The sequence below is a fragment of the Amycolatopsis pigmentata genome (assembly GCF_042684065.1).
GTDB lineage: Bacteria > Actinomycetota > Actinomycetes > Mycobacteriales > Pseudonocardiaceae > Amycolatopsis_E > Amycolatopsis_E pigmentata.
On sequence record NZ_JBHUKR010000004.1, the window covers coordinates 611492 to 633291 of the forward strand.

General features: G+C 68.1%; 15 protein-coding genes. 8 read left to right on the top strand and 7 right to left on the bottom strand.

Annotated features, from left to right (window positions below; all coding sequences use genetic code 11):
* On the top strand, nt 1-2742 hold the full coding sequence (locus ACFSXZ_RS04660; RefSeq protein WP_378261560.1) for an ATP-binding protein: 2742 nt from the start codon (nt 1-3) through the stop codon (nt 2740-2742).
* Between the two features lie 75 nt (nt 2743-2817).
* Here the strand turns inward: ACFSXZ_RS04660 and ACFSXZ_RS04665 are convergent, their stop codons facing one another.
* Nucleotides 2818-6375, bottom strand: a complete 3558-nt coding sequence (locus ACFSXZ_RS04665) for a hypothetical protein (RefSeq protein WP_378261562.1) — start codon at nt 6373-6375, stop codon at nt 2818-2820.
* Between the two features lie 30 nt (nt 6376-6405).
* Nucleotides 6406-8016 (bottom strand): hypothetical protein, encoded by a 1611-nt coding sequence (locus tag ACFSXZ_RS04670; RefSeq protein WP_378261564.1) that lies wholly within the window; start codon nt 8014-8016, stop codon nt 6406-6408.
* A gap of 724 nt (nt 8017-8740) precedes the next feature.
* Here ACFSXZ_RS04670 and ACFSXZ_RS04675 point away from each other — a divergent pair.
* The 4 genes from ACFSXZ_RS04675 to ACFSXZ_RS04690 are packed head-to-tail and all read left to right on the top strand — an operon-like array spanning nt 8741 to nt 14280.
* Nucleotides 8741-11296, top strand: coding sequence for a Pls/PosA family non-ribosomal peptide synthetase (locus ACFSXZ_RS04675; protein WP_378261566.1), 2556 nt, complete (start codon nt 8741-8743; stop codon nt 11294-11296).
* A 35-nt stretch (nt 11297-11331) separates the two neighbouring features.
* Nucleotides 11332-12333 (top strand): TauD/TfdA family dioxygenase, encoded by a 1002-nt coding sequence (locus ACFSXZ_RS04680; protein WP_378261568.1) that lies wholly within the window; start codon nt 11332-11334, stop codon nt 12331-12333.
* On the top strand, nt 12330-13931 hold the full coding sequence (locus ACFSXZ_RS04685) for an acyl-CoA ligase (AMP-forming), exosortase A system-associated (RefSeq protein WP_378261570.1): 1602 nt from the start codon (nt 12330-12332) through the stop codon (nt 13929-13931). The genes ACFSXZ_RS04680 and ACFSXZ_RS04685 overlap by 4 nt, the downstream gene beginning before the upstream one ends.
* A 40-nt stretch (nt 13932-13971) precedes the next feature.
* Nucleotides 13972-14280: an acyl carrier protein gene (locus ACFSXZ_RS04690; protein WP_378261572.1), complete on the top strand. Its 309-nt coding sequence runs from the start codon at nt 13972-13974 to the stop codon at nt 14278-14280.
* Here ACFSXZ_RS04690 and ACFSXZ_RS04695 read toward each other — a convergent pair.
* Genes ACFSXZ_RS04695 through ACFSXZ_RS04705 form a run of 3 tightly spaced genes read right to left on the bottom strand, consistent with a single transcriptional unit; the run spans nt 14270 to nt 16280 of the window.
* Complete coding sequence (locus ACFSXZ_RS04695) at nt 14270-15487, bottom strand: NAD(P)/FAD-dependent oxidoreductase (RefSeq protein ID WP_378261574.1); 1218 nt, start codon at nt 15485-15487, stop codon at nt 14270-14272. The two genes, ACFSXZ_RS04690 and ACFSXZ_RS04695, sit on opposite strands and share 11 nt — an antisense overlap.
* Nucleotides 15484-15690 carry a ferredoxin gene (locus tag ACFSXZ_RS04700; RefSeq protein WP_378261576.1) on the bottom strand — a complete coding sequence of 69 codons (207 nt, stop codon included), beginning with the start codon at nt 15688-15690 and terminating at the stop codon, nt 15484-15486. The genes ACFSXZ_RS04695 and ACFSXZ_RS04700 overlap by 4 nt, the downstream gene beginning before the upstream one ends.
* The gene (locus tag ACFSXZ_RS04705) at nt 15687-16280 is read right to left on the bottom strand and encodes a hypothetical protein (RefSeq protein WP_378261578.1); all 594 of its coding nucleotides are present in this window, start codon (nt 16278-16280) and stop codon (nt 15687-15689) included. The genes ACFSXZ_RS04700 and ACFSXZ_RS04705 overlap by 4 nt, the downstream gene beginning before the upstream one ends.
* Nucleotides 16281-16553: 273 nt before the next feature.
* Here ACFSXZ_RS04705 and ACFSXZ_RS04710 point away from each other — a divergent pair, with 273 nt between their 5' ends.
* From ACFSXZ_RS04710 to ACFSXZ_RS04720, 3 genes are all read left to right on the top strand, one after another.
* Complete coding sequence (locus ACFSXZ_RS04710; RefSeq protein ID WP_378261580.1) at nt 16554-17894, top strand: hypothetical protein; 1341 nt, start codon at nt 16554-16556, stop codon at nt 17892-17894.
* A gap of 97 nt (nt 17895-17991) precedes the next feature.
* Complete coding sequence (locus ACFSXZ_RS04715) at nt 17992-18405, top strand: DUF6924 domain-containing protein (protein WP_378261582.1); 414 nt, start codon at nt 17992-17994, stop codon at nt 18403-18405.
* Nucleotides 18406-18542: 137 nt separating this feature from the next.
* Nucleotides 18543-19349, top strand: a complete 807-nt coding sequence (locus ACFSXZ_RS04720) for an LLM class flavin-dependent oxidoreductase (RefSeq protein WP_378261584.1) — start codon at nt 18543-18545, stop codon at nt 19347-19349.
* Between the two features lie 209 nt (nt 19350-19558).
* Here the strand turns inward: ACFSXZ_RS04720 and ACFSXZ_RS04725 are convergent, their stop codons facing one another.
* Nucleotides 19559-20890 (bottom strand): hypothetical protein, encoded by a 1332-nt coding sequence (locus ACFSXZ_RS04725; protein WP_378261586.1) that lies wholly within the window; start codon nt 20888-20890, stop codon nt 19559-19561.
* A 269-nt stretch (nt 20891-21159) separates the two neighbouring features.
* A complete protein-coding gene (locus tag ACFSXZ_RS04730) occupies nt 21160-21771 on the bottom strand; it encodes a TetR/AcrR family transcriptional regulator (protein ID WP_378261588.1) in 612 nt (203 codons plus the stop codon).
* Between the last annotated feature and the right edge of the window lie 29 nt (nt 21772-21800).

Below are 21800 nucleotides of genomic sequence, written 5' to 3' on the forward strand. Positions count from 1 at the left end.
GTGCTGCTGGAGCGGGGCGGGGAGATGGCGGTGCTGGAGTCGGCCATGACGGCGGCCGGCGCCGGTGAGGGCGGCCTGGTGATCATCGCGGGCCCGCCGGGAATAGGAAAGACCGGGTTGCTCGGCGCAGCCGCCGAGCATGCCCACGTGACGGGAATGCGGGTGCTGGCCGGCCGCGGCCGGCAACTGGAACGGGAGATCGCCTTGGGTGTGGCGGTCGAACTGCTCGCACCACCGATCGCCGCCGCTGGTCCGGACGAACGGGCCGGGTTGCTGGCCGGGCCGGCGATCGCCGCCGCTTCGCTGGTCCTCGACCAGGCCCCGCACCCGGCACCGGATTCACTGCTGCTCGGCCTGTGTTGGCTGGCGGCCAATCTGGCCGGGTCGGCACCGCTGTTGGTGGCCGTGGACGACGCGCAGTGGGCGGACGCGGTATCGCTGCGCTTCTTGGCCATGCTCGCCGACCGGGCTCCCACCCTGCCGCTGATGCTGGTGGTCTCGGTCCGCGACGGCGCCGAGGCTCCGACGCTACTGCTCACCCACCCGCGGGCGACTCTGCTCCGGCCGGCCCCGCTGACCAGGACTGCAGTGGGCCACCTGGTGGCGAAGACTTTCCCCGCTCCCGACAACGCACTCGTCGACGCGGTCGACTACGCCACCGGTGGTAACCCGTTCCTGGTCGGCGAACTACTGCGCTCCTTACAGGCCGAGGGCGAGACACCACGGCCGAGCACGATCGCCGACCTGGTGCCCGGCGCGGTGCTGCGCTCGGTGCTCGCGCGGCTGGCCCAGTTGCCCGGCGACACGGTCACGCTGGCAACGTCGATCGCGGTGCTCGGCGACGGCACACCGCTGTCCAGGGTGGCCGCGCACGCTGGTCTGGACCTCGTCGCCGCGGAGCGCGCCGCCGACCGGTTGGCCACGGCATGTCTTGTGCGGCCGGGCAATCCGCTGACCTTCACCCATCCGCTGATCGGTGCCGCCGTGCACGCCGACCTGCCGGCGTTCGCCCGGTCCCGCGCCCACCGGCGAGCCGCCGACCTGCTGTCCGCCGACGGGGCCGGGACCGACCAGGTGGCGGGGCACCTGCTGGTCGTGGAACCGGAGGGCGATCCGCGGGTAGCCGAGGTGCTGCGGGACGCGGCCGACACGGCACTGCGCCGGGGCGATCCCGCCTCCGCGGCCCGCCTGCTGACCCGTGCCCTGGCCGAACCACCGCCGGTGGACACGCGCGGCGGGCTGTTCGTCGCCCTGGCCCGCGCCCAGCTCCTGGCCGGCAATCCGGCGGCTCTGGCTTCGCTGACGAAAGGTCTGGACCTCCTTGACCCGGCCGACCGCTCCCTGCGCGCCCATGCGCTCACCCTGCTCGCTCAGGTCCACAAAGGACTCGACGACCCGGACGGCGCGGTCGGCGCGTGGGAGGCCGCGCTGGAGTTGTTCGAACCGGGCGGCCCGGAGTGGCAGGACGTCCTCGCCGGCTACCTGACGACGACCATGTTCCATCCGGCGACCCGCGAGCGCGCCGAACGACACCTGTCCCTGGACCCGCAGCCGGCCAGCCGCGGCTTGGCCGCCCACGTGACGCTGCGCCTCGCCCTGGCCGGCGAGCCCCCCGCGCGGGTACTGGCGTCGGCCGAGTACGCGCTGACCGACGATCCGGTTCTGGAACCCGGCGGCGGCTCCGGCGCGCTTATGGCGCTGGTCGTGCACGCCCTGATCATCGTGGGCGAGCTTGCCGCCGCCGAGCGGGCCGCCGACGCGGCACTGACCGCGGCCGGCCGCCGCGGTGACATCCTGGCCTGCGGCTATGCCAGCTACCACCGGGCTCTGGCCCGGTTGCGGTGCGGCCGGTTGACCGCGGCGCTGGCCGACCTGGAAGCGGCGCAACTGCCCTACACGGTCGGCTGGAAGTCCGCCGGCGGCTGGAACGGCTGGCTGGCCGCCCAGATCTACGTCGAACACGGTGACCTGGCCGTCGCGCACCAGATCCTGCGCCAGGCCGACGACCGGCCGCCGGACTCCATGGAGGCCGCGCTCGCCGCCCACGTGCGAGCCCAGCTCGCCCTCGCGCGGGGCGACAGCGCGACCGCGCTGGACCTGGCCATCACGGCCGGCCGGCGGCTGCGCGAGTTCTACGGCATCGACCATCCGGGACTGTTGCCGTGGCGCACGACGGCGGCACTCGCCGCCCGCCACGCCGGCGACCATGACCAGGCCCAGTTCCTCGCGGCGGCCGCCCTCGACCGGGCGCGCGCGGTCCGGATCCCGCAAGCCATCGGCACGGCACAGCGTGTCGTCGGCCTGGTCGCCCGTCCGACCGACATCACGGCGTTGACCGAAAGCACCGCCACCCTCGGCCGTTCCCCGGCCGCGCTGGAACACGCGCGTGCACTGGCCGACCTCGGGACGGCACTGCGCCGGTCCGGTGACACGGCCTGCCGGCGACCACTGCGGCAGGCGCTGGCCATCGCCGAGCAAGCCCAGGCCCGTCCACTGGCCGAACGTGTCCGCACCGAACTGCACGCGCTCGGCATCCGTCCACGAAGGACGGTGGTGACCGGCGTCGACGCGCTGACCCCGGCGGAAAGCCGGGTCGCGCTCCTCGCGTCGCGCGGCCTGAGCAACCGTCAGATCGCCCAGGCCCTGTTCATCACGGCCAAGACCGTGGAGACCCATCTGGCGCGCGCCTACCGCAAACTGGCGATCACCAGTCGTGGCCAGCTGCCCAAGGTGTTCACCTGAGCTGGGCCTGGCCGGCGGGGAATCCGCGCGCACGATCACTGCGCGTCGCCGGCCGAGGGGCGCCGGGTAAGCCCGTCACGGGACGATTCCCTCCAGGTCGACCACGCCCAGACGCAGCTGCGCGACGCTTCTGCCGAACTGCAGATAGCTGCGGTTCACCGAGCAGCTGTCACGGATGCCGACGATCACCGGAGCGGCCTCCGGGTCCGTCCTGGTCGGGATGGCCAGGCCGAACGCGAAGATCGAAGCGAAGGCACCGAGGACGTTCTGCATTTCCTTGACCAGCAGCAGCGCGGCGTGCTGCCCGAGGGTCAGCTGCGACGGTGTCGCCTCATTTCCCTGCAGAACCGCCGACACGACGGCCAGGACGGCGACTACCGCACCGTAGGCCACCTCGACGTACCGGGTGACGTCGTTGAAGCCGATTTCGCCGGACGCCACTTCGAGCGTGTCCGAGCTGTTCAGGGAAGGAACGTCGCCCAGATCGAGCGTGATGAACGCGCTCCCGCCCCCGCCGCTGGACATGAGGTTGCGGATCTGCCGCGCGGTGTCCAGGGCTGGTGGGATGCCGCCCATGACGGTGATCGCCAGATCCAGGTTCTGCCGGTCGGTCGAATCCCGGGGCAGCAGCAGGCTCGCGGAGGCCAGGCCGACCGTGTAGAGGATCCAGTCGCAGGCGAGCTTCGGGCGGCCGAGTTTCGCGCTCGACGCGGTCCTGTCCTCGGTCGACACGTCGAGGGCGTCCTTGACGGCGCCGAGTTTGGCGCTGACCAGGCGCAGGCAGCCGCTGATCACCTGGAGCACCTGCGCCGTCAACGGTACGGTGCCCTCCTGCGCGGTGAGCAGGAGCTTCGGGGCCGGCTCCGACAACGCGCGGATCAGCGTTTCCCAGTCGTGCGCGCCGTCCGCGGCGTCGATCTCCGCCTTGCTGAACAGGTTCCGCTTGGTGACGCCCTTACCGATCACCGTCGCCGGGATCGTGGCGAGCAGGACCACCAGGTCCAGCAGGGTCAGCTTGCTGCCGTCACCCTTACAGATGATCTCCTCGTACAGCGGGGTCAGCACGGGGACGTCCCACCGTCCGCTCAACGCGTCGCGGATCGCGGCCACCATCTGGATACCCAGGTCAACGGCGATGAGGGTGACGTTCTCCGCGCTGTTGACCACGGTGAGGGCGAGAACCTCGAAGAGACCTTCGAACAGGTCCGACAGGGGCCGGCCGGTGGGCACGTCGGTGAACAGCTTCTTGAGCTGCTCACCGGCCTGCATCAGGATGCCGATCTCCGTGGTGGTCAGGCCGACGAGCACCTTGCCGAAGTCACCCGGCAGGAACGGGTCGGACGTCGCCGCGTCCAGGTTCGTCACGAACTGGTGCTCCGCCCAATTGGCCTGCGGCGAGTCACCCACCGTGGTCCGGTAGCCGGGCAGCGAGTCGCCGGCATCCGGGCCCACGCGCGCGGCGAAGATGTCCGACGAGCGGTCCACGACCAGATGGCCGTCGACGAACTTGTCGCGCACCTCCTTGAACCTGTCGTCGATGGTCTTCTTGGCGGCGGTCATCCGGCGGATCGCCTCGTCGAACGACAGCCTCACGAGCTTGGTGACCACCCGGTGGTTGGCCAGCATGTCGTCCCAGTCGAAGGCGAAACCGAGCCACGCGACGAGTTCCGCCAGGCTGAGGCCGAGGGTGTGCTCCAGCACCCAGTCGATCGCCGCGAGCGCGTGGTGCGCGGCGTTCAGCACGCAGCGCAGGGCGAAGCCGCCGATTTTCACCAGCAGTTCCCAGGCGCCCTCGGCCAGGTTGAGGGTCAGCGACTCCACGGCGTCGACGCCCGCGTTGACCGCAGCGATCAGCTCACCGGCCGCGACATGCAACCAGTCCGGCGCGTCCTGCGTCCGCACGTATCCGGCGGGCGGCACCTGCCAGGTGCCGTCGGTGCCCCGGACCAGGTTCACCGGCGCGGCCGTGGTCATGCCCGGATTCCCCGCGGCTCGGGCCGCCAGGTCGTCATGCGCCACCATCAGCTGGGCCGTGGCCGCGGCCGCCGCGTCACAGGTGAGCTGGTCCGGTGGCGTGGGGAACAGCGGCCTGTCGTCACTGCGCACGGCAGTGGCGATCTGCTTGCCGGAGACCACCGCACGCAGGGCCGCCTTGGCGTCGGTGCCAGGATCGACCCGGAGCGACTGGTCCTGCTCCACCTGGAACGTGAGCGGGGGAACCGTCAGATCCGAGGTCTCCAGGACAACCGTCAGCACACCGAACTGGTCCGTGACGGCGGATTTGGCCACGCCGGTGCGCAGCGCGTAGTAACGGCCGTTGACCAGTGCCGCGCAGTCCCGTTCCGGTTCGATGGTGACCTTCGCCGACGCGACCGGGCTGCCATGGTCGTCGGCCACCGCGAGGCGCGTGGTGTAGGACTGGATGGTCAGGGCTGCCGACGTCGTGTGCAGCGAGACGGTCTGCGGCTGCCACAGTTGCGTCTGGGGTTGCCGCACCACCAGCCGGAACGAGCCGTCCGAGCCGCCGACGGCCATCGCGGCGCCCACGGTGTCCTTGTCGGCCGGCGTGGCCAGATACGCCGACAGCGCGGCGACCTCGTTGTCGATCATGACCGGCGGCTGCCACTGGTAGGTGTCCCCGTCTTGCGTGCCTTCCAGGTGTACCAAGGCATCCCGCTCGTCCAGCGCCCACACGCCCAGCCGGCCACCGGTCTGGTCGGAGGCGACGATCAGATCCCGCACACCCTTGACGGCCGTGCCGGCCACGAGCGGTTCGCCGGCCAGGTGGGAGGTCGCCTGTGCCTGCACGGAGAAGTGGTAGATGCCATCGCCGCCGACGTAGAGCGCCGTACGGCCCTTGTCGTCGGGCAGGGTGGCCAGCGACCGCGGGTTCAGGTCCTTCGGCAGGTCCAGTTCGACGGTCTGGATCACGGCGTGACTGCCCTCGATCTTGGGCAGCGTGCTGAAGATCAGCGACCGCACGTCGGCCAGTTGCAGCAGGGAATACACGCCACGGCCCTGCTTCGGGTGGTGCCCGACGGCGACACCGAGCACGGAGGTCGCGTTCTCCGGCAGCGGCAACGGCATCGACGACCACGTGCCCGCGGGATCCGGGTTGATCTGATGGTAGCGCACCTGCCCGGTGGTGTCCTTGCCCGCGACGACGGCGAACGGCGTCTCCCCCGGCCCGTCGCTCATCAGGACGTCCACGATGTCGAGGCCGGGCAGCACGGCGTGCCGGGTCAGCTTGTCCGGCAACGTGGCCCACTCGTCGGCCGCCTCGCTGTTGGCCAGCGGCGCGCTGACATACACGTGGGCGTCACCACCGGGCGTGGCCGCGGCGACGATCATTCGCAAACTGCCGTCGACGTCCTGGGACACGCTGAACGACCGGACATCGGCATCCTCGCCGAGGTCGGGAAGCTTCGCCAGGTGGTGCGTGAGGTCCAGCCGCGCCCACCCGGTGGTACTGCCGCCGTCGGGTCTGGTCAGCCATAACCGGTGCTCGGCGTCGAGGGAGAACAACAGTGGCGAGTGCGTCTTCGAGTAGGCGGTGCGCACCCGGCGCTGGGCGGGCAGCACGTTTCCCGGTAGGTGGTTGGTCATGAGCTGGGACTGCGCCGTGGTCTTCACAGCATGCCTTTCGCTTGCGGTGGACGGGAATCAGGACTTCGCCGACGTACCCATGAGCAGGTCGCCCTGGTTGTTGAAGGCCGGTTCGACCATGGAAAGCTGTCCACCGCCCGGAAACACGAACGGCGCGACGTTGATCTGCTGCGCGAGCGTGGTCGTGATCTGAGCCGGCAGGGCCTCGGCGTAGGCCTTGTCGATGGCGTCGCTGACCGCGCGGTCGCACTGTTCGATGAGCGGTTCCAACAGCGCACCCCCGTCTATGCTGCCGATGAGGCACGACGCGTAGGGCAACTTGCCCAGGACGTCGCCGGGGTCGGGCGGGGGCAGTTCGACCTCGGCGGACACCTTGAGGACGCCGTCGACCGCCCCGATGATGTTGACCAGAATCGTCACCGGAACCCGGTACCGGACGGTGAAACTGCTGCTGATCGCGTGGTTTTCCACGCCGAACCAGTGTGTGTAGTCCAGTGTGCAGTCGACCGTCCGCTCGATCCGGATCGTGGCCGTGCCGGGGATGAACCTCAGCGACACCTGCCAGGCCATCGTGAACACGATGTCGTCGTTGCTGAACGTGTTGGTCTGATGGGACTTCGCGCTCACCGGACCGTAGGAGAAGACGCCACCGTCCGCTTTGGACGTCAGCTCACCCGACGTGACGGCGGACAGCGCGAGGTCCAGGCTGCCGTCGTTGTCCTCGAGTTTCCAGTACCCGCACACCAGCGGCGCGAGGCGCGGCAGCAGGTAATCGTCGAGGAACAGCTTTCTGGCCATGGCGATGGTGCCGTAGCGGGCGACGGGGGCACCTATCGCGCCGTCGGAGGGCTGGATGAAGTCGCCCCACCACGGCGTCAGGTTGTCCGGGAGCTTCGCCGTCCCGGTCATCATGAGGTACAGGATGCTGTCCATGTCCCGGCCCTCGATCTTGCCGGTGCCGTCGCGGTACTCGTTGGTCACGAAGTCGATGCTGCGGGGCGGAAAGCTGGGCGTCGGGTCCTTCCACTCGGGCACCGTGACGGTGTAACCCAGCACGTGCCCGTCGGCCTTGCGGATCTCGTCCAGATAAAGCGTCAGATAGGCAGGGAACATGGCCACGGCACTGCTGGGCATGGTGCTGGGGAACTTCGTGCCGTCCGGGTCGAAGGCGGTGAGGTCGGCGTTCGCCAGGTCCAGGAACAGCCGTTGAATCGTGAAGGCGCCCTGGAACGACTTCGCCAGCGCGCCGGCGCGCCGGCGAACGGCTGGCGGCAGCGTGGTGAGGTCCGAGACGCCTGCCTTGGCCAGATCGACCAGGAAGCTCGTCCGTAGTCCGGCGATGTCGCATCGCAGGGCCGTCGAAGGGTCCCCCGTGAGGTCCCGGTAGTCCATCGTGCCGCTGTCGAACCCCACCACGAAAGCCACTTTGCCCACCGAACCGGGCACGCACACGCGGACCGACAGTTCGGACACCGTACCGGTCAAGAACAGCGGGCCGTCCGGTTTGAGCGGCACCCTCACCTTGCGCAGCGCGTTCGCGTCGTCGTCGAGCAGGCCGGAAAGCTGGGAATTGACGTACCACTGGGGCGTGGCGAGGATCGTGTGGACCCCTTGCATCGATGTCGCTTCCCGGCTGTAGGGCGAACTGTCGCGAATCGCCGGCGTCATGACGTCTCCTCTCGGTGCTCCGACAAGGTCGCTCGTAAGGAATTTGCGAGCAGGTGCGCAAGACAGCAAGAATGTGTTCGTCGTAGTCTTTCGGCGCTCGGGCGCCGGACACATCAGGGTCGGCACCCTGACATTTCCGATTCCTCCCAATGGCGCAATCGGGGTCCCGCGAACGGACAAGGACGGGGCACCGCGACCACGGAGGCGATGCTCACGCTCGGCGATCTCGTGTGCGGGGAAGATCCACTACCTCGGATTTTCGAGCGCACGGCCAGCGGCGGCTCTCGGCGGTGACACCCGGCGCCGCGACGGCCCGGCTCCCCGAATCCCTCGTTCCCACCGTGGGTGGAAACAATCCAATTAGCGGGGTGGTGCACAAATTGTCCCCGAGCGCCGGCTGTTCTGTGCGCGGGATTGACCGGCCCGGCAATTACCGCGCCAGAGCGCTTGACAGCCGCGCCTCGGCCGCAAGTAGCCTGGATTTACGCACCAACCCAAGGTGCCCTGTTGGTAGCCGGCGTCGATCCTCCCGTATCACGCTGGGGCGTTCGACCACGTCCAACGTGAGGTTTCGGGTCGGGCTCCACGGGGTCTGGATATCGATTCGTGGAGCACTGGCGTACCGATGGAGAGAGTGATTCTCCGGTTCAGGCCGGGAGGGAATAATTGATCATGGGTGGGAGCTCGGTCGATCACCCCGCCCGCTGATTCCAAAGGTTCACAAATGGGAAACTCTTACGGCGTCTTGATCGCAAAGCCGGCTCCCCCTTCGGCCGCGCTCGCCGAACGCGAGCGACTCTTCACCGAGGTGCTCACCGACATCGTCGGCACCAACCACATCACCGCCGACAGCCACTTCTTCAACGACCTCGGCGCCGACTCCATGGTCATGGCCCGATTCTGCGCACGAGTACGCAAACGCCCCGACCTGCCCTCAATCTCCATGCCCGACATCTACAAACACCCGACAATCCGAACCCTCGCAACAGCCCTCACCAACACCACAGCGGACGTCGAACCCGCACCGGCCTCGGAGCCGGTATCCCCAGCGGCTCCCCTTGAGCCGCACAGGAAAGCCCGTAACGGTGAGTACGTCCTCTGCGGTGTGTTGCAGCTCCTGTTCCTCCTCGGCTATCCCGCCCTGACCGCGGCCGCCTGGGTGACAGGCCTCAACTGGGTCTCGGCGAGCCCCGGCCTGGCCGACGTCTACCTGCGTTCGGTAGCTTTCGGTGGCGCGATGTTCGTCGCTCTGTGCACCCTTCCGATCGTCGTCAAGTGGGTGTTCATCGGCCGGTGGAAGCCTCAGGAGATCCGTGTCTGGAGCATGGCCTACGTCCGCTTCTGGCTCGTCAAAACCCTGATCCAGCGGAACCCGATGGTGCTGTTCGTCGGTTCACCGCTCTACTCGCTCTACCTGAGGGCACTGGGTGCGAAGATCGGGCGCGGCGCCGTCGTCCTCTCCAGAAACCTGCCCGTGTGCACCGACCTGCTCACCATCGGCGACGGTGCGGTGATCCGGAAGGACTCGTTCTTCAACGGCTACCGAGCCCACGACGGCATCATCCAGACGGGTGCGGTGAGCATCGGCAAGGACGCGCTCGTCGGCGAGTTGACGGTGCTCGACATCTGGACCTCGCTGGGTGACGGGGCCCAGCTCGGGCACTCGTCCGCGCTGCACACGGGCCAGACCGTGCCCGCCGGGGAGCGCTGGCACGGCTCCCCGGCGAAGCGGGCCGAGACGGACCCGCTGGCGGTCGGAGCGCGCGACATGGGCACAGGACGACGGGCTGGCTACGCGGCCGTGCAGTTGGTGACCCTGCTCCTGCTGGGTACGCCGCTGCTGTTCGGCACCGCGTTTCTCGCGGTCCAGCGGGTCCCGGCGCTCGCCCCCCTGGTGGACTCGGCACCGGTGTCCCTCACGAGCTGGTCGTTCTACCGTGACACGCTGATCGTCTCCGCCGTGCTCTTCTTCGGCGCCGCGCTCGTCGGCCTCGTGTCCGTGGGAACGGTTCCGCGCGTGCTGAACCTCTTCATCAAGCCGGACAAGGTCTATCCGCTGTACGGATTCCACTACTGGATCCATCGCGCGATCTCTCGCACGACCAACGTCAGGTTCTTCACGACTCTGTTCGGCGGCACCTCCTGCATCGTCCACTATCTGCGCTGGCTCGGGTACGACCTTCGCGGAGTGCGGCAGACCGGTTCGAACTTCGGCGAAATGGTCAAGCACGACAGCCCGTTCCTCAGCGCGGCCGGTAGCGGGACGATGGTCGCGGACGGGCTGTCCATCATCAATGCCGATTTCTCGAACACGTCCTTCCGCCTGTCCCGCGCGTCGATCGGGGCGGAAAACTTCCTCGGGAACATGATCGCCTACCCCGCGCAGAGCAAGGCGCGCGACAACTGCCTCCTCGCGACGAAGCTGATGGTTCCCCTCGATGGACAGGTGCGGGAAGGCGTGGGCCTGCTGGGCTCACCAAGCTTCGAAATCCCACGGTCGGTCAAGCGCGACCAGCAACTCAACGCGGCGAGCGCGCACGAGCTGCGCCGCGGCCTTGTCGCCAAGAACATCTACAACACCAGGAGCATGGCGCTGTTCGTGTTGGTGCGCTGGACCTTCTTCTTCTCCGTCACCGTGGTCTACATGGCCGCCGTGAACCTCTTGAACTCCCTCGGTTCGCTCGCACTCGCGGTCGGGCTGGCCACCGCCGGCGTCGTCGTCTTCACCGTCGCCTACAACGTCATGATCGACCGGCTGATCCGGCGGCTGCAGGCGTTGGTGCCACGGGGTTGCTCGATCTACGACCGCGCCTTCTGGCGGCACGAACGCTTCTGGAAACTGAGTTCCCTGACCTACGTTCTCGCCTTCAACGGCACCCCGATCAAGAATGTGATCTGGCGGCTGCTGGGTATGCGGATCGGCCGCCGGGTCTTCGACGACGGTCTCCGCGTGCCCGAGCGGACGTTCACCACGATCGGCGACGACTGCACCCTCAACGCGGACACCATCGTCCAGTGCCACTCGCAGGAGGACGGCGGATTCAAGTCGGACCGCATCTCCATCGGTGCCGGCTGCACCCTCGGGGTCGGCGCCTTCGTCCACTATGGCGTGACGATGGGCGACGGCGCGGTGCTCGGCACCAGTTCCTTCCTCATGAAGGGCGAGGAAATGCCACCGGACGCACAGTGGAGCGGAAACCCCGCCACAGAGATGCACGAGCACCCGGCCCTCGCCCGCCTGACGGAGCTACCGCACCGCGAGCACGCCTCGAACGGCTGAGGTCCTCCTCTTGCCGGAACCGAAGGGAGATCCAGATGTCGTCCTCGTCGCTGCTGATGGATGTGGACCTGCAGCTCGGCAGGGTGCCGATGCTGCGAGTCGATGCCACCGGCGACGGACCGGGCTGGGCGGCCGCGCACCACGATGCCTTGCGTGCCGTCGTCGCCGAGCACGGTGCGGCCCTGGTCCGCGGTCTCGGGGCGCGCGACCCGACCGAGGTCGCCGCGGTGTTCCGTGGGCTGGCCCCCGCGGGCCTGATGATCGACCGGGAGGCGTTCGCGGAGCGGCAGACCTACACCGAGGGCGTGTACTCCTCGTCGAAGTGGCCACCGAACCAGCCGATGTGCATGCACCACGAACTGAGCTACCGGCTCGAGTTTCCCGGCGTGATGTTGTTCGCGTGCCTGTCCGCGCCCGACACGGGCGGGGAGACCGGTGTGGCGGATTCGACGGCCGTGCTCGACGCGCTGCCCGATGACCTCGTCGAACGGCTCGAGCGGGAGGGCTGGATGCTGGTCCGCAACTACAACGACGAGATCGGCGCGTCGCTCACCCAGGCTTTCGGCACCGAGGACCGTAGCGCGGTCGAGAACTACTGCCGCGCCAATGCCATCGACTTCGAGTGGAGACCCGACGGAGGGCTACACACCCGGCAGCGCCGCAGCGCGGTGGTGCGTCACCCGGTCACGGGCCGACAGTGCTGGTTCAACCAGATCGCCTTCCTCAACGAGTGGACGCTCGACCCCGAGGTGCGCGAGTTCCTGGTGGACACCTACGGTGCCGAGGGACTGCCGTTCACCACCCGCTTCGGCGACGGCGACCCGATCGGCGAAGACGTCGTGCGGCTGCTCAACGAGGTGTACGAGGCCAAAACCACGCGGGAGCCCTGGCAGGCCGGCGATCTGATGCTCGTCGACAACATCCGCAGCGCACACAGCAGGGAGCCCTTCACCGGACCGCGCGAGGTCCTGGTCGGGATGGCCGACCCGGTTCGCCTGGCCGACTGCTCGCCGACCGTCGAGGTCGGCGCCGGATGACGATGATCACCCGGTTGCCCGACCTCCTCGCCAGGTCCGCCCAACGCTCCCCCGGCGCGCCGGCCTTGACCGCGCGAAAGACCACGATCTCCTACGCGGATCTGTACGACCGGACGGAGCGAGTGGCCGCGGGCCTGCACGATCTCGGACTCGATCGCGGTGAGCGCGTCGCGGTCTTTCTGGACAAGAGAATCGAAACGGTCGTGGCGCTGTTCGCGTGCTCGCGGGCCGGTGGTGTGTTCGTCCCGGTCAATCCCGTGCTGCGGCCCAGACAAGTGAGGCACATTCTCGATGACTGCGCCGTGCGGGTCATGGTGACCTCCACGGACCGGCTCCGGGCCCTGCGCGCCGAACTCGCCGCCTGCAAGTCACTCTCCCACGTCCTGGTGCTGGGTGACTCGCCTGGTGAGGACAAGGAGGCCCCTTACCGCGTGCATTCCTGGCCGGAGATCGCCGAGCGCGCAAGCCAGGCGCTGTGTCCTCCACCGAGTGGTGTCGACACGGACATGGCCGCGATCCTCTACACGTCGGGGAGCACGGGGGCTCCGAAGGGCGTTGTGCTGTCGCACCGCAACCTGGTCGTCGGCGCGGAGAGTGTCAGCACTTACCTGAACAACACGGCGGAAGACCGGATCCTCGCGGTTCTTCCGTTGAGCTTCGACGCCGGACTGAGCCAGTTGACTACTGGCTTCTTCGCCGGTGCCCATGTGGTGCTCGCCGACTACCTGCTGCCGGGAGATGTCGTCCGGCTGTGCGCGAAGCACCACATCAGCGGGATGGTCGGTGTACCGCCGCTGTGGATCCAACTCGCGGCTCAGACGTGGCCATCCGAGGCCGTGGCCGGGATGCGCTATTTCGCGAACACCGGAGGGCGCCTCCCCCGCGTCACCCTGCAACGGCTGCGAACGATCTTTCCGGCCGCGGCGCCGTACCTGATGTACGGCCTCACCGAGGCTTTCCGCTCTACCTACCTCGATCCGCGGGAGGTCGACCGTCGGCCGGATTCGATCGGCCGGGCCATCCCGAACGCCGAGATCCTCGTAGTCCGGGAGGACGGCGACCTGTGTGGTCCGGGTGAGCCGGGTGAGCTGGTACACCGAGGTCCGCTCGTCGCCTTGGGCTACTGGAACGACGCGCACCGAACGGCCGAGCGGTTCCGGCCGCCGCCGAACCGTCCGGTCGAGCTGTCCACCCCGGAGCTGGCAGTCTGGTCCGGCGACGTCGTTGTCCGCGACGAGGAGGGCTTCCTGTACTTCGTCGGACGGCGCGACGACATGATCAAGACATCGGGGTATCGGGTCAGCCCGCAAGAGATCGAGGAAGTGGCCTACGAGACCGGGCTGGTCCACGACGCCGTAGCGCTCGGCCTCGAGGACGAGGCGCTCGGCCACCGGGTCGTCCTCGTCGTGACCCCCCGCGATCCCGCCGGCTTCGATCCGGCCGCGGTGACCGCGCGCCTGCGGCAAGAACTGCCCGGCTACATGGTGCCCGCCGAGGTGATGGTCCGCAGCGCCTTGCCCCACTCGCCGAACGGCAAATTCGACCGGGCGGTCCTTCGCCACGAACTCGCCGCCTCCCGCCCTCAGGAGCCCGCGTGACCGAGTCGCCGGGCCTGTACGACCGATGAGGAGAATACGTATGACTCGCTCGCCAGAGATTTCGCAAGCGATTTTCGACGAGGTCAAGGCCATCGTGGTGGTCACGCTGAACCTCAAGGACCAGGCCGAGGACCTCGGGCCGGAGACGGGACTACACGGCAATCTTCCTGAGCTCAATTCGCTCACCGTCGTCAAGCTCATCGTCGCCTTGCGGAAACGGTTCGGGATCGAGATCGAGCTCAACGAGATCAACGGCGACATCTTCGACACCCTCGGGCGGCTCGCGTCCTTCGTGGAGTCCAAAGTGGACGGTCAGCCTCCGGTGCGGTCAGGGCCGGTCACGCCGTGAGTGGTTCGGGCAGCCGGTGCCTGCCTCCCCGTCTCGCGAGCCGGTGATTCAGCTTGGGCGTCCAGCGCAGCACCCCGCGCGGGTTCTCCCGCGCGACAACTCCCGCGAGTTCCCCGTGCTCGAAGTAGCCGAGCACGCCCGGGCCATTGGCCAGATCACCTTCGAGAGAGATCCGGGGTCCTCCCGGATCGACGAAACCCACGGCCTGGAAGCGCTCGCCGTAGTGCTCTGACCAGAACCGGGGCAAGGGCTCGAACGGAATCGCGGCCGGCCGGCCGGAGAGCAGGTTGCGCGCCGCCGCCCGTCCCATCTCCACCGCGTTGAGCCAGTGTTCGACGCGGCGGGGCGGATACCCCGGGCGCACGGGCCACCGAGCGACATCGCCCGCCGCCACCACGTCCGCCAGGCCGGAGACATGACAGGTGCGCTCGCACAGGACGCCCTCGCTGATGTCGGCACCCGACCCGGTGAGCCACGCGGTATCCGGTTCACCGCCGACAGCCAGCACCACCGACCCCGCGACGACGAACTGCCCGTTGGTGAAATACAGGCCGATCCCGCCGTCACCGGGTACCCAGTGCCGCACCGTCGTGTCGAGCCAGACCCGGACACCGTGGTCCTCATGGAGCCGGCGCACGGCATCGCCGGACTCCGGTCCCAGCGCGCTGACCAGTTTTCCGGATCGAGATGCCAGCACGACGTCTCGTCCCTGTTCGGCCAAGGTCGAGGCGAGTTCGGATCCGGTGAATCCACCACCGATGATCACGCAAGGGCGGTCGTCGGCGCGGAGCAGACGCTGGAGCTTCTCGGCGTCGTCGAGCGTGCGCAGCGTGAGCACCCGGGCGTCGCGTGGCGCGTCCGCGGTCCGCCGGGTCCGGACGCCGGTCGCGATGACCAGGCCGTCGTAGCGCAGCGGTTTCCCACGCCCGATCTGCACGAGCCGCCGTCGTGGGTCGAGCCTGCGCACGGCTTCGCCGAGACGCCACACGGCGTCGAGTTCGACGTAGCTCGCGAAGGTCAGGTCACGACCGCGCAGATCGCCGGCCAGGAACTGCTTCGACAGGGCGGGCCGATGGTACGGTCGGTGTTTTTCCACGCCGACCATGACGAGCTCGCCGGTGAAGCCGAGCTCACGAAGGCGTTCCGCGGCCCGCAGACCCGCGAGACCGGCACCGGCGACAACGACGCGTTCCCTCCGCCCGCTCATGGTGTCTCCACGTGAATGGCCTGCATCGGACAGTTGCGGGCCGCCATGAGCACATCTTCGCGGCTCCACAACGACGGCTGCGCCCGGTAGGCCAGGCGGCCGTCGGCCGTCAGCCGAAACACCTCGGGTGCCTCCACCTCGCACAGGCCATAGCGGTGACAGCGATAGTTGTCCACCGTGATGGCCACCCTGTGCTTGCTCACCGCCGCACCTCCAGCAGCCGCACGCCGGTGAGCAACCCGACCGGCAGAAACCGCAGGCCTGCCATCAGCGCGGCGGGCACCGTCAGGATCACGCCGAACATCCAGAAGGCCCGCAGATGGTCGTCGACGAACGCGCCGATGAAGCTGTGCAGCACACCCAGTGCCACGGCCGGATAACCGAAGCGATGCAGCCACAGCCAGCGGCGGTGGCTCAGCAGCCGGCGGATCACCGTGGCGGCGGTGACGGTCAGCATGAGTTCGAGCGACATGATGCCGGCCGCCACGCCGTAACCACCCGAGAGAAACGGGACAGCCAGTTGCGGTATTCCGACGTGGGTGTCCCGCATCAGCAGGAACGCCGCCGCGTGCAAAGTCGCGAAGGCCAGCGCCATCGTGACGAGCACCAGATGGCTACTTCGGGTGGCCTGCCTTCCCGTGAGCCGGTGGAGCCAACCCGTGCTGGTGAAGATCCCCCAGCACAAGCCAAGGCACAGGAACACGAACGCGGCACGCGCCGAAAGCGCCGCGACGTCGTGCACCCCTGCGTCGTGCGGGGACTCGAGCGCGTTCAGGTACGCGGCCGAATTCATGGAAGCACCTCAAAGATCACAAATATATCTCGAACCGGTAATGCGAGGGAACCTACAGGGAAGTCGCGATCGACGACAGAGCTGTGACTTTGGGTCAGTGATCTTTCACCCTGGGGTCCAAAAAGATCGGTCGACGAACCGAAGATCACATCTGTCTATTTTGGATCAAGTTATAGGCCTGTTATTGCTCCGTTATTCGTGCTAGCGTCCCCCACCGTTCGGCTGGGGGAACGGGAAAAGATCCCGCAAGCACGTCCTCAAGGAGAAAGTCCCTTGCCAACTCGACCTGGGCGGCACCGGGCGCCCAAGCCCACTCGCCGCCGCACTCTGCTCGGCACGTTCGTGCTCGCCGTTCTGCTTGCCGCATCCGTGGGCGGAGTGAAGTTGACGGCACAGCAGGGCGTGGCGGAAAACGTGACCACGGCGGCCGACACGAGTGCGCGGCATGCCACCTCGCGGGCCGCGGCACCGACCTCGGCAAGCGCTTCGGCGACGCCAGGCACGCGGACGCAGGCCCCGGAAACCCGGGATGGCAAACCGCGGAAGCGTGAGCGGCCACCCGCCGCGCCAGACCTGAACACCGACTGCACACTGACCGTTCCGGCCAATCCACTCACGGCACAGGGCCTGGCCACGCCGTACGTCCTGAGCGGCACCAAGCGCGGTAGCTCCTGCCATGAGGCGAACGACGCGCAGTCGGCGTTCGTCGAGGCCACGATCATCGATCCGGCGACGGGTAAATTGTCTGTCTACCAGCCACTCGTGATCGACCGCGGCACCGAGCCCGCCGCCCCTCCGGTCATGCCCGCGTTGCCCGCAGGCGCTGTGGTCGGCGTCTGGTTCGGGTTCAACGGCGCCACCCTCACCCTGTCCGGTGAGGGAACCGCGCTCAATGACGGAGCCTGCGTCAACGGCGCCCCCGGATCCCCGTTCGGCCAGTTCGGCTACTGCGGTGCCCCCGCCTTCTTCAACGCCGCCAACGCGGCCATCGACAAGGGCCGGCTGACGATCCCGCCACTGGGTGTCGCCAAGGACGGCCGGACTTGCCCGACCGTGCGCGACTTCAGCGTCGTCGACCAGGACCAGAGCGACAACGTCACGAGCACCTATGTCGCGACCTCCGACGGCCGGACGGCCCAGGCCGGCGCGCCGGGCGCGCCGAAGGGCACCAAACTCGTCAACGGTAGTGACAACCGGCTTCTGGATGCGTTCATCGATCCCGCACTAGGGTGCGCCCCGTTCACCGCGCCCGATCTGACCCTCGGTGGCGCGCCCGGCACGTCGCTCGCTCTTGATGAACTGCAGGCCGCCGCGCACCAAGGCGCTCCCGTCGCCCTGGCGCCGATCAGCGACCCGATGACCCAGGTCGACGGGAAGCCGAGCGTGTCCAAGACCAACCTGTACCGAGCGGGTGTCGACCAGCCCCCGGTCAACACCGTCACCGACACACCGCAGGCGTACTGCACGAACCTGAACACCATCGCAACGGCCCGGCTGGCCGCCGACCGCCACCTCTTCACGCGAGCCGCCTCGCCCGAGGAGGGCGTGACGCTGGCGGAGTTTCTGACGCAGCGACTGCAGACCTCGTTGGAACTCCTGGACTGCCCACGCTGAACCGGGATGCCATGCGCTCGGCCGCACCCGCCTTTCAGCGGGTGCGGCCCCGCGCGCTGTCATGCCGATGAGCGCATGCCGGCGCTATGGTTCGCGCATGACAGCGTTAAGAAGCGCAGTCCTTGTCCGTACGTGGTTCGGCGATGACGGCGCCTGGGAGTCGCTGCTGCGGGAGGCTCGCACACCCAGCGAGGACGGGTTTCTGGCGAATGTCACTCCGGTCGATGATCCGGAGTGGGAAGGCCTGGGCATCGAAGCACTGAAGGCGAAACAGACGGTCGGCCCGTTCGTGTCCTTCCTCGCGGACGAAACGACCCTCACCAGCGCCGAGCATCCCATCCTGGCCGTCTGGGTTTTCTCACGCCATGACGGCGACCAACGCGAACACCAGCCGTTTCGAGTAGTGCCCTCGGCGCTGTGGAGCGTGGAGAACAACATCAACCTGGCGAACATGGACTGGGCGGACTTCACGAGTTCCGTAGGCGAAGACGGCATCTTCCGCGGGTTCTGACACCCGCGACCGCGATCTCGGCCCCGCCGATGAGTTTCGGGTGGATCCCTTGTCACTATCTCCGGATGAACCGAAGAAGATGATCGTGGATCTTCCCCAGGAGGTGGGAAGGCCGAACGCGGGAGAGGAATCCGGGCATGACGAGACCGTTTCGATTCGGGGTGGTCGCCCCGCTCACGACCGACCTGCCGACGTGGCGGGACCAGGTCCGCCGCATCGCCGACAGCGGCTATTCGACGCTGCTGATGCCGGATTTCCCGCAGCTGCAACCGGCGCCCGGCCCCACGCTGGCCACCGCCGCGGCCCTGACCGACCTGCGCGTGGGTACCTGGGTGTATGCCTCCCCGCTGCGCCCGGCCTGGATGACGGCGTGGGAGGCGCACTCGCTGTCGAAGCTCACCGGCGGTCGCTTCGAGTTGGGCATCGGCACCGGCAGACCGGGAATCGGGGACGAGCTTCGCGAAAAGGGCATGCCCGACGTCCCGCCGGACGAGCGGCTGGCCCGGATACGGGAGACCGTCCGGGCGCTGCGAGATCTCGACGGCGCCGAGGCTCACACGCCGGTGGCGATGGCCGTGCGCGGGCCGAAGGCCCGGGCGCTGGCGGCCGAGGTCGCCGACACGGTCACCTTCGTGCAGATGCCGGATGAGCCTCGCGCCGAAGTCACGCGGCTGGCACGCGACTTCCGCGCTGTCCGCGATGCCGAGCTCGCGGTCGCCGTTTCCGTTGCCGGCGACAGGATCGCGCCGTTCATGGCGCCTCCCGACACCGACCCCGCCGCGGTTCGCGCGGCGGACTCGCTGACCACACTCCCGGAAGATCCCACGGCGGCCGCCGAGGAAATCCAGCGGCGACGGGAGGAGAGCGGCTTCTCCTATTTCGTCTTCGGCGCCGACTTCGCCGACACCTTCGCCCCGGTCGTCGCCAAGCTCGCCGGACGGTAGTCGGGGCGGCGAGAGATGACGGGAGGCGGAACCCACCGGTTTTGAGAGCCGGCGCACGGGACTCGAGCGATCGCCGTCGCAGGCGAAACGCCGGGCGAGTCCGTAAGGATCGCCCGGCGTTTCGTGCCGGGTCTCGATCGTCCACAGGCTCGTGGCGAGCCGATATTCAAATGTTCGACCGAGACTGGTTACACCATCAGGTACCGAGGTCAGAAACAGCCGGGTACGGTGCTCGGGGACCCACAATTGTTCGGCTGGTTTCCGACGACGGGGCTGGCGGTCAGGGTCACCGTGCCGCTGGCATTGAAGATTCCGCCACCGTTCGCGCCCGTTCCCAATGCCTGGTTGTTCGTTACCGGGCTACTGAGGAGGGTCGCCGTGCCGCCCCCGGTATTGAAGATTCCACCACCACGGGCGTTCGTGCCGTTGACGGTGTTGCCCACGATCGGGCTGCTGACGAGCCGCACTGTGCCGACCGTGTTGAAGATTCCGCCACCCTGCGCATTTGTACCGTTGGCGCTGTTGCCGAGGACGGGACTACTGGTGAGGGACATGGTTCCGGCTTGCGCTATGCCGCCGCCCTGCGGGTTGGTGCCGGTGACGTTGTTGCCGATGACTTGGGTGGCGGTCAGCGCCACTGTGGTGCCTACGGCGGCGGCGATCCCGCCGGCGAGGACGCGCGCGTGGTTGCCGGTGATGGTGCCGGCGTTGAAGGTCGCCCTGCCACCTCCACCGAACGGACTGACGAACACGGCGCCGCCGGCACTTGCCGTGTTGTCGCTGAGCCTGCTGGCGGTCGCCGTCACCGTGCCGTTGTCGTTGTCGATGGCCCCGCCGAAGCTGTCGGCGGTGTTGCCGGTGAGGGTGGTGCTGGTCAGCGCCAGCATGGGACCGCTGCCACTGAGCCAGATGGCGCCGCCACGTCCGTTTCCAAGGCCACCCGACGCGTGCCCATTACTGAGGCTCAGAGTGTTGAGCCGGAGGTTTCCATTGGGGCCGTCGACTTCGAAAAAACGAAAATTGGCGGCGGTCGCGGCCCGGGTAATGGTGTCGCCGGCTCCGTTGATCGTGACGGTGTTCGTGATGACGGGCAGTCCGTTGTCGTCATTGGGTGGTACGGCGTCGGTGAGGATGTAGGTACAACCGGGCCTGAGATCGACCGTGCCTCCCACAGTGGCGACGGCACCGATCGCGGCTTGCAGGTCGCTCTCGCTACAGCTGGTCACGGTCACGCTCAGCGCCCGGGTGTCGGCACCGTCGGAGTGGACGGGGAACAGCGGGGTGGTGGGCGCCGCGGCCGACGACGACACGCCGAGCAGGTCCAGACCCGGCTCGGCAGCTTGTGCGGTGGCGGGCAGCGTTGCTGCGCCAAAAGCGCCAAGTGCGAGCGCGACAGGGATCAGGGCGACACGAGAGATGCCCAGACGCATCTGAAACTCCTTTTCGAAGATCACAAGAGTGTCGTTGTGGTGACTGATGACCAAATGTGATGCTCCATGTTCGGAAAATCGGCTGGAAGGCACGTAGCCGACGATGATCACCAATTCAGCCGAGTGATCTTCGCCCGAACAGCAAGCCTGACGCGCGCGTGCGTGTCAGCGGGCCGAAGCCCCTCCGTTCGCGCCACGATTTGGTGACGGTTCACTCAGAGGCGTCGGGCGCGGCACGTCAGAGTAATTACGCCGTCGTTCTCGTCGGTGCCGGGTGATCCGCCCTGTTGTCCCGGTCGATGATGAACGTGCCCTTGGAACGCAAAGTGAGGACGAGTCCTCGCTGCGCGGGACCGGTCCGGCACAAACGTGAGTTGCCTTTATCCGGCGGCGCCGGCGTTTTCCAGCAGAAGCAACGCGGTGTCCAGTGCCTGCGACAACTTCTCGACCGACCGCGACGCCTGCATGAGCACGAAACCGCCTTGTACCAGTGCGAGGATCGAACGCGCGAGAGCGGGCACGTCGGTGGTGGCTGTCAGGTTGCCGTCGCGGCGCATGGTTTCGAGTCCGCGTTCGAAGTGAGCGAGCCAGGTGTCGAACCCAGCGCTGATCAGTCGTGCCGCTTCCGGATCGCTCTCGGCCATCTGGGCGGCGAGCGAACCCAGCGGGCAGCCGCCGACGGCACCGCGCGCCGAATACACCGCCAGCAGGCGAGAGCGCCATGCCTGCCAGGATTCCCAGGAATCGAGAGCGTCGAGTTCGGGACGCTGGTCGTCCAGTGCCCGGCGGGTCTGACGCTCCACCACGGCCCGCAGCAGTTCGGTCCGGCCGTCGGGAAAGTAATGGAAGACCTGCCCGTGACTGGTCGAGGTCGCCGCCCGCACGTCGTTGATCCCGACCGAGGCGAGACCGCGCTCGTAGATCAGCGCTGCCGCCGCGTCGATGATGCGGGACCGGGTGGCAGCCCCCTTCGCCGTCCATGCCTCAGCCACGACCGCCCTCGCCGCCTTCCTCCGCCGAC

What these genes read in the sequence shown, in the direction of transcription:
- ACFSXZ_RS04670 (WP_378261564.1), bottom strand. Translation starts at nt 8,016, where the DNA reads ATGACGCCGGCGATTCGCGACAGTTCGCCCTACAGCCGGGAAGCGACA.
- ACFSXZ_RS04675 (WP_378261566.1), top strand. Translation starts at nt 8,741, where the DNA reads ATGGGAAACTCTTACGGCGTCTTGATCGCAAAGCCGGCTCCCCCTTCG.
- ACFSXZ_RS04680 (WP_378261568.1), top strand. Translation starts at nt 11,332, where the DNA reads ATGTCGTCCTCGTCGCTGCTGATGGATGTGGACCTGCAGCTCGGCAGG.
- ACFSXZ_RS04685 (WP_378261570.1), top strand. Translation starts at nt 12,330, where the DNA reads ATGACGATGATCACCCGGTTGCCCGACCTCCTCGCCAGGTCCGCCCAA.
- ACFSXZ_RS04690 (WP_378261572.1), top strand. Translation starts at nt 13,972, where the DNA reads ATGACTCGCTCGCCAGAGATTTCGCAAGCGATTTTCGACGAGGTCAAG.
- ACFSXZ_RS04695 (WP_378261574.1), bottom strand. Translation starts at nt 15,487, where the DNA reads ATGAGCGGGCGGAGGGAACGCGTCGTTGTCGCCGGTGCCGGTCTCGCG.
- ACFSXZ_RS04705 (WP_378261578.1), bottom strand. Translation starts at nt 16,280, where the DNA reads ATGAATTCGGCCGCGTACCTGAACGCGCTCGAGTCCCCGCACGACGCA.
- ACFSXZ_RS04715 (WP_378261582.1), top strand. Translation starts at nt 17,992, where the DNA reads ATGACAGCGTTAAGAAGCGCAGTCCTTGTCCGTACGTGGTTCGGCGAT.
- ACFSXZ_RS04720 (WP_378261584.1), top strand. Translation starts at nt 18,543, where the DNA reads ATGACGAGACCGTTTCGATTCGGGGTGGTCGCCCCGCTCACGACCGAC.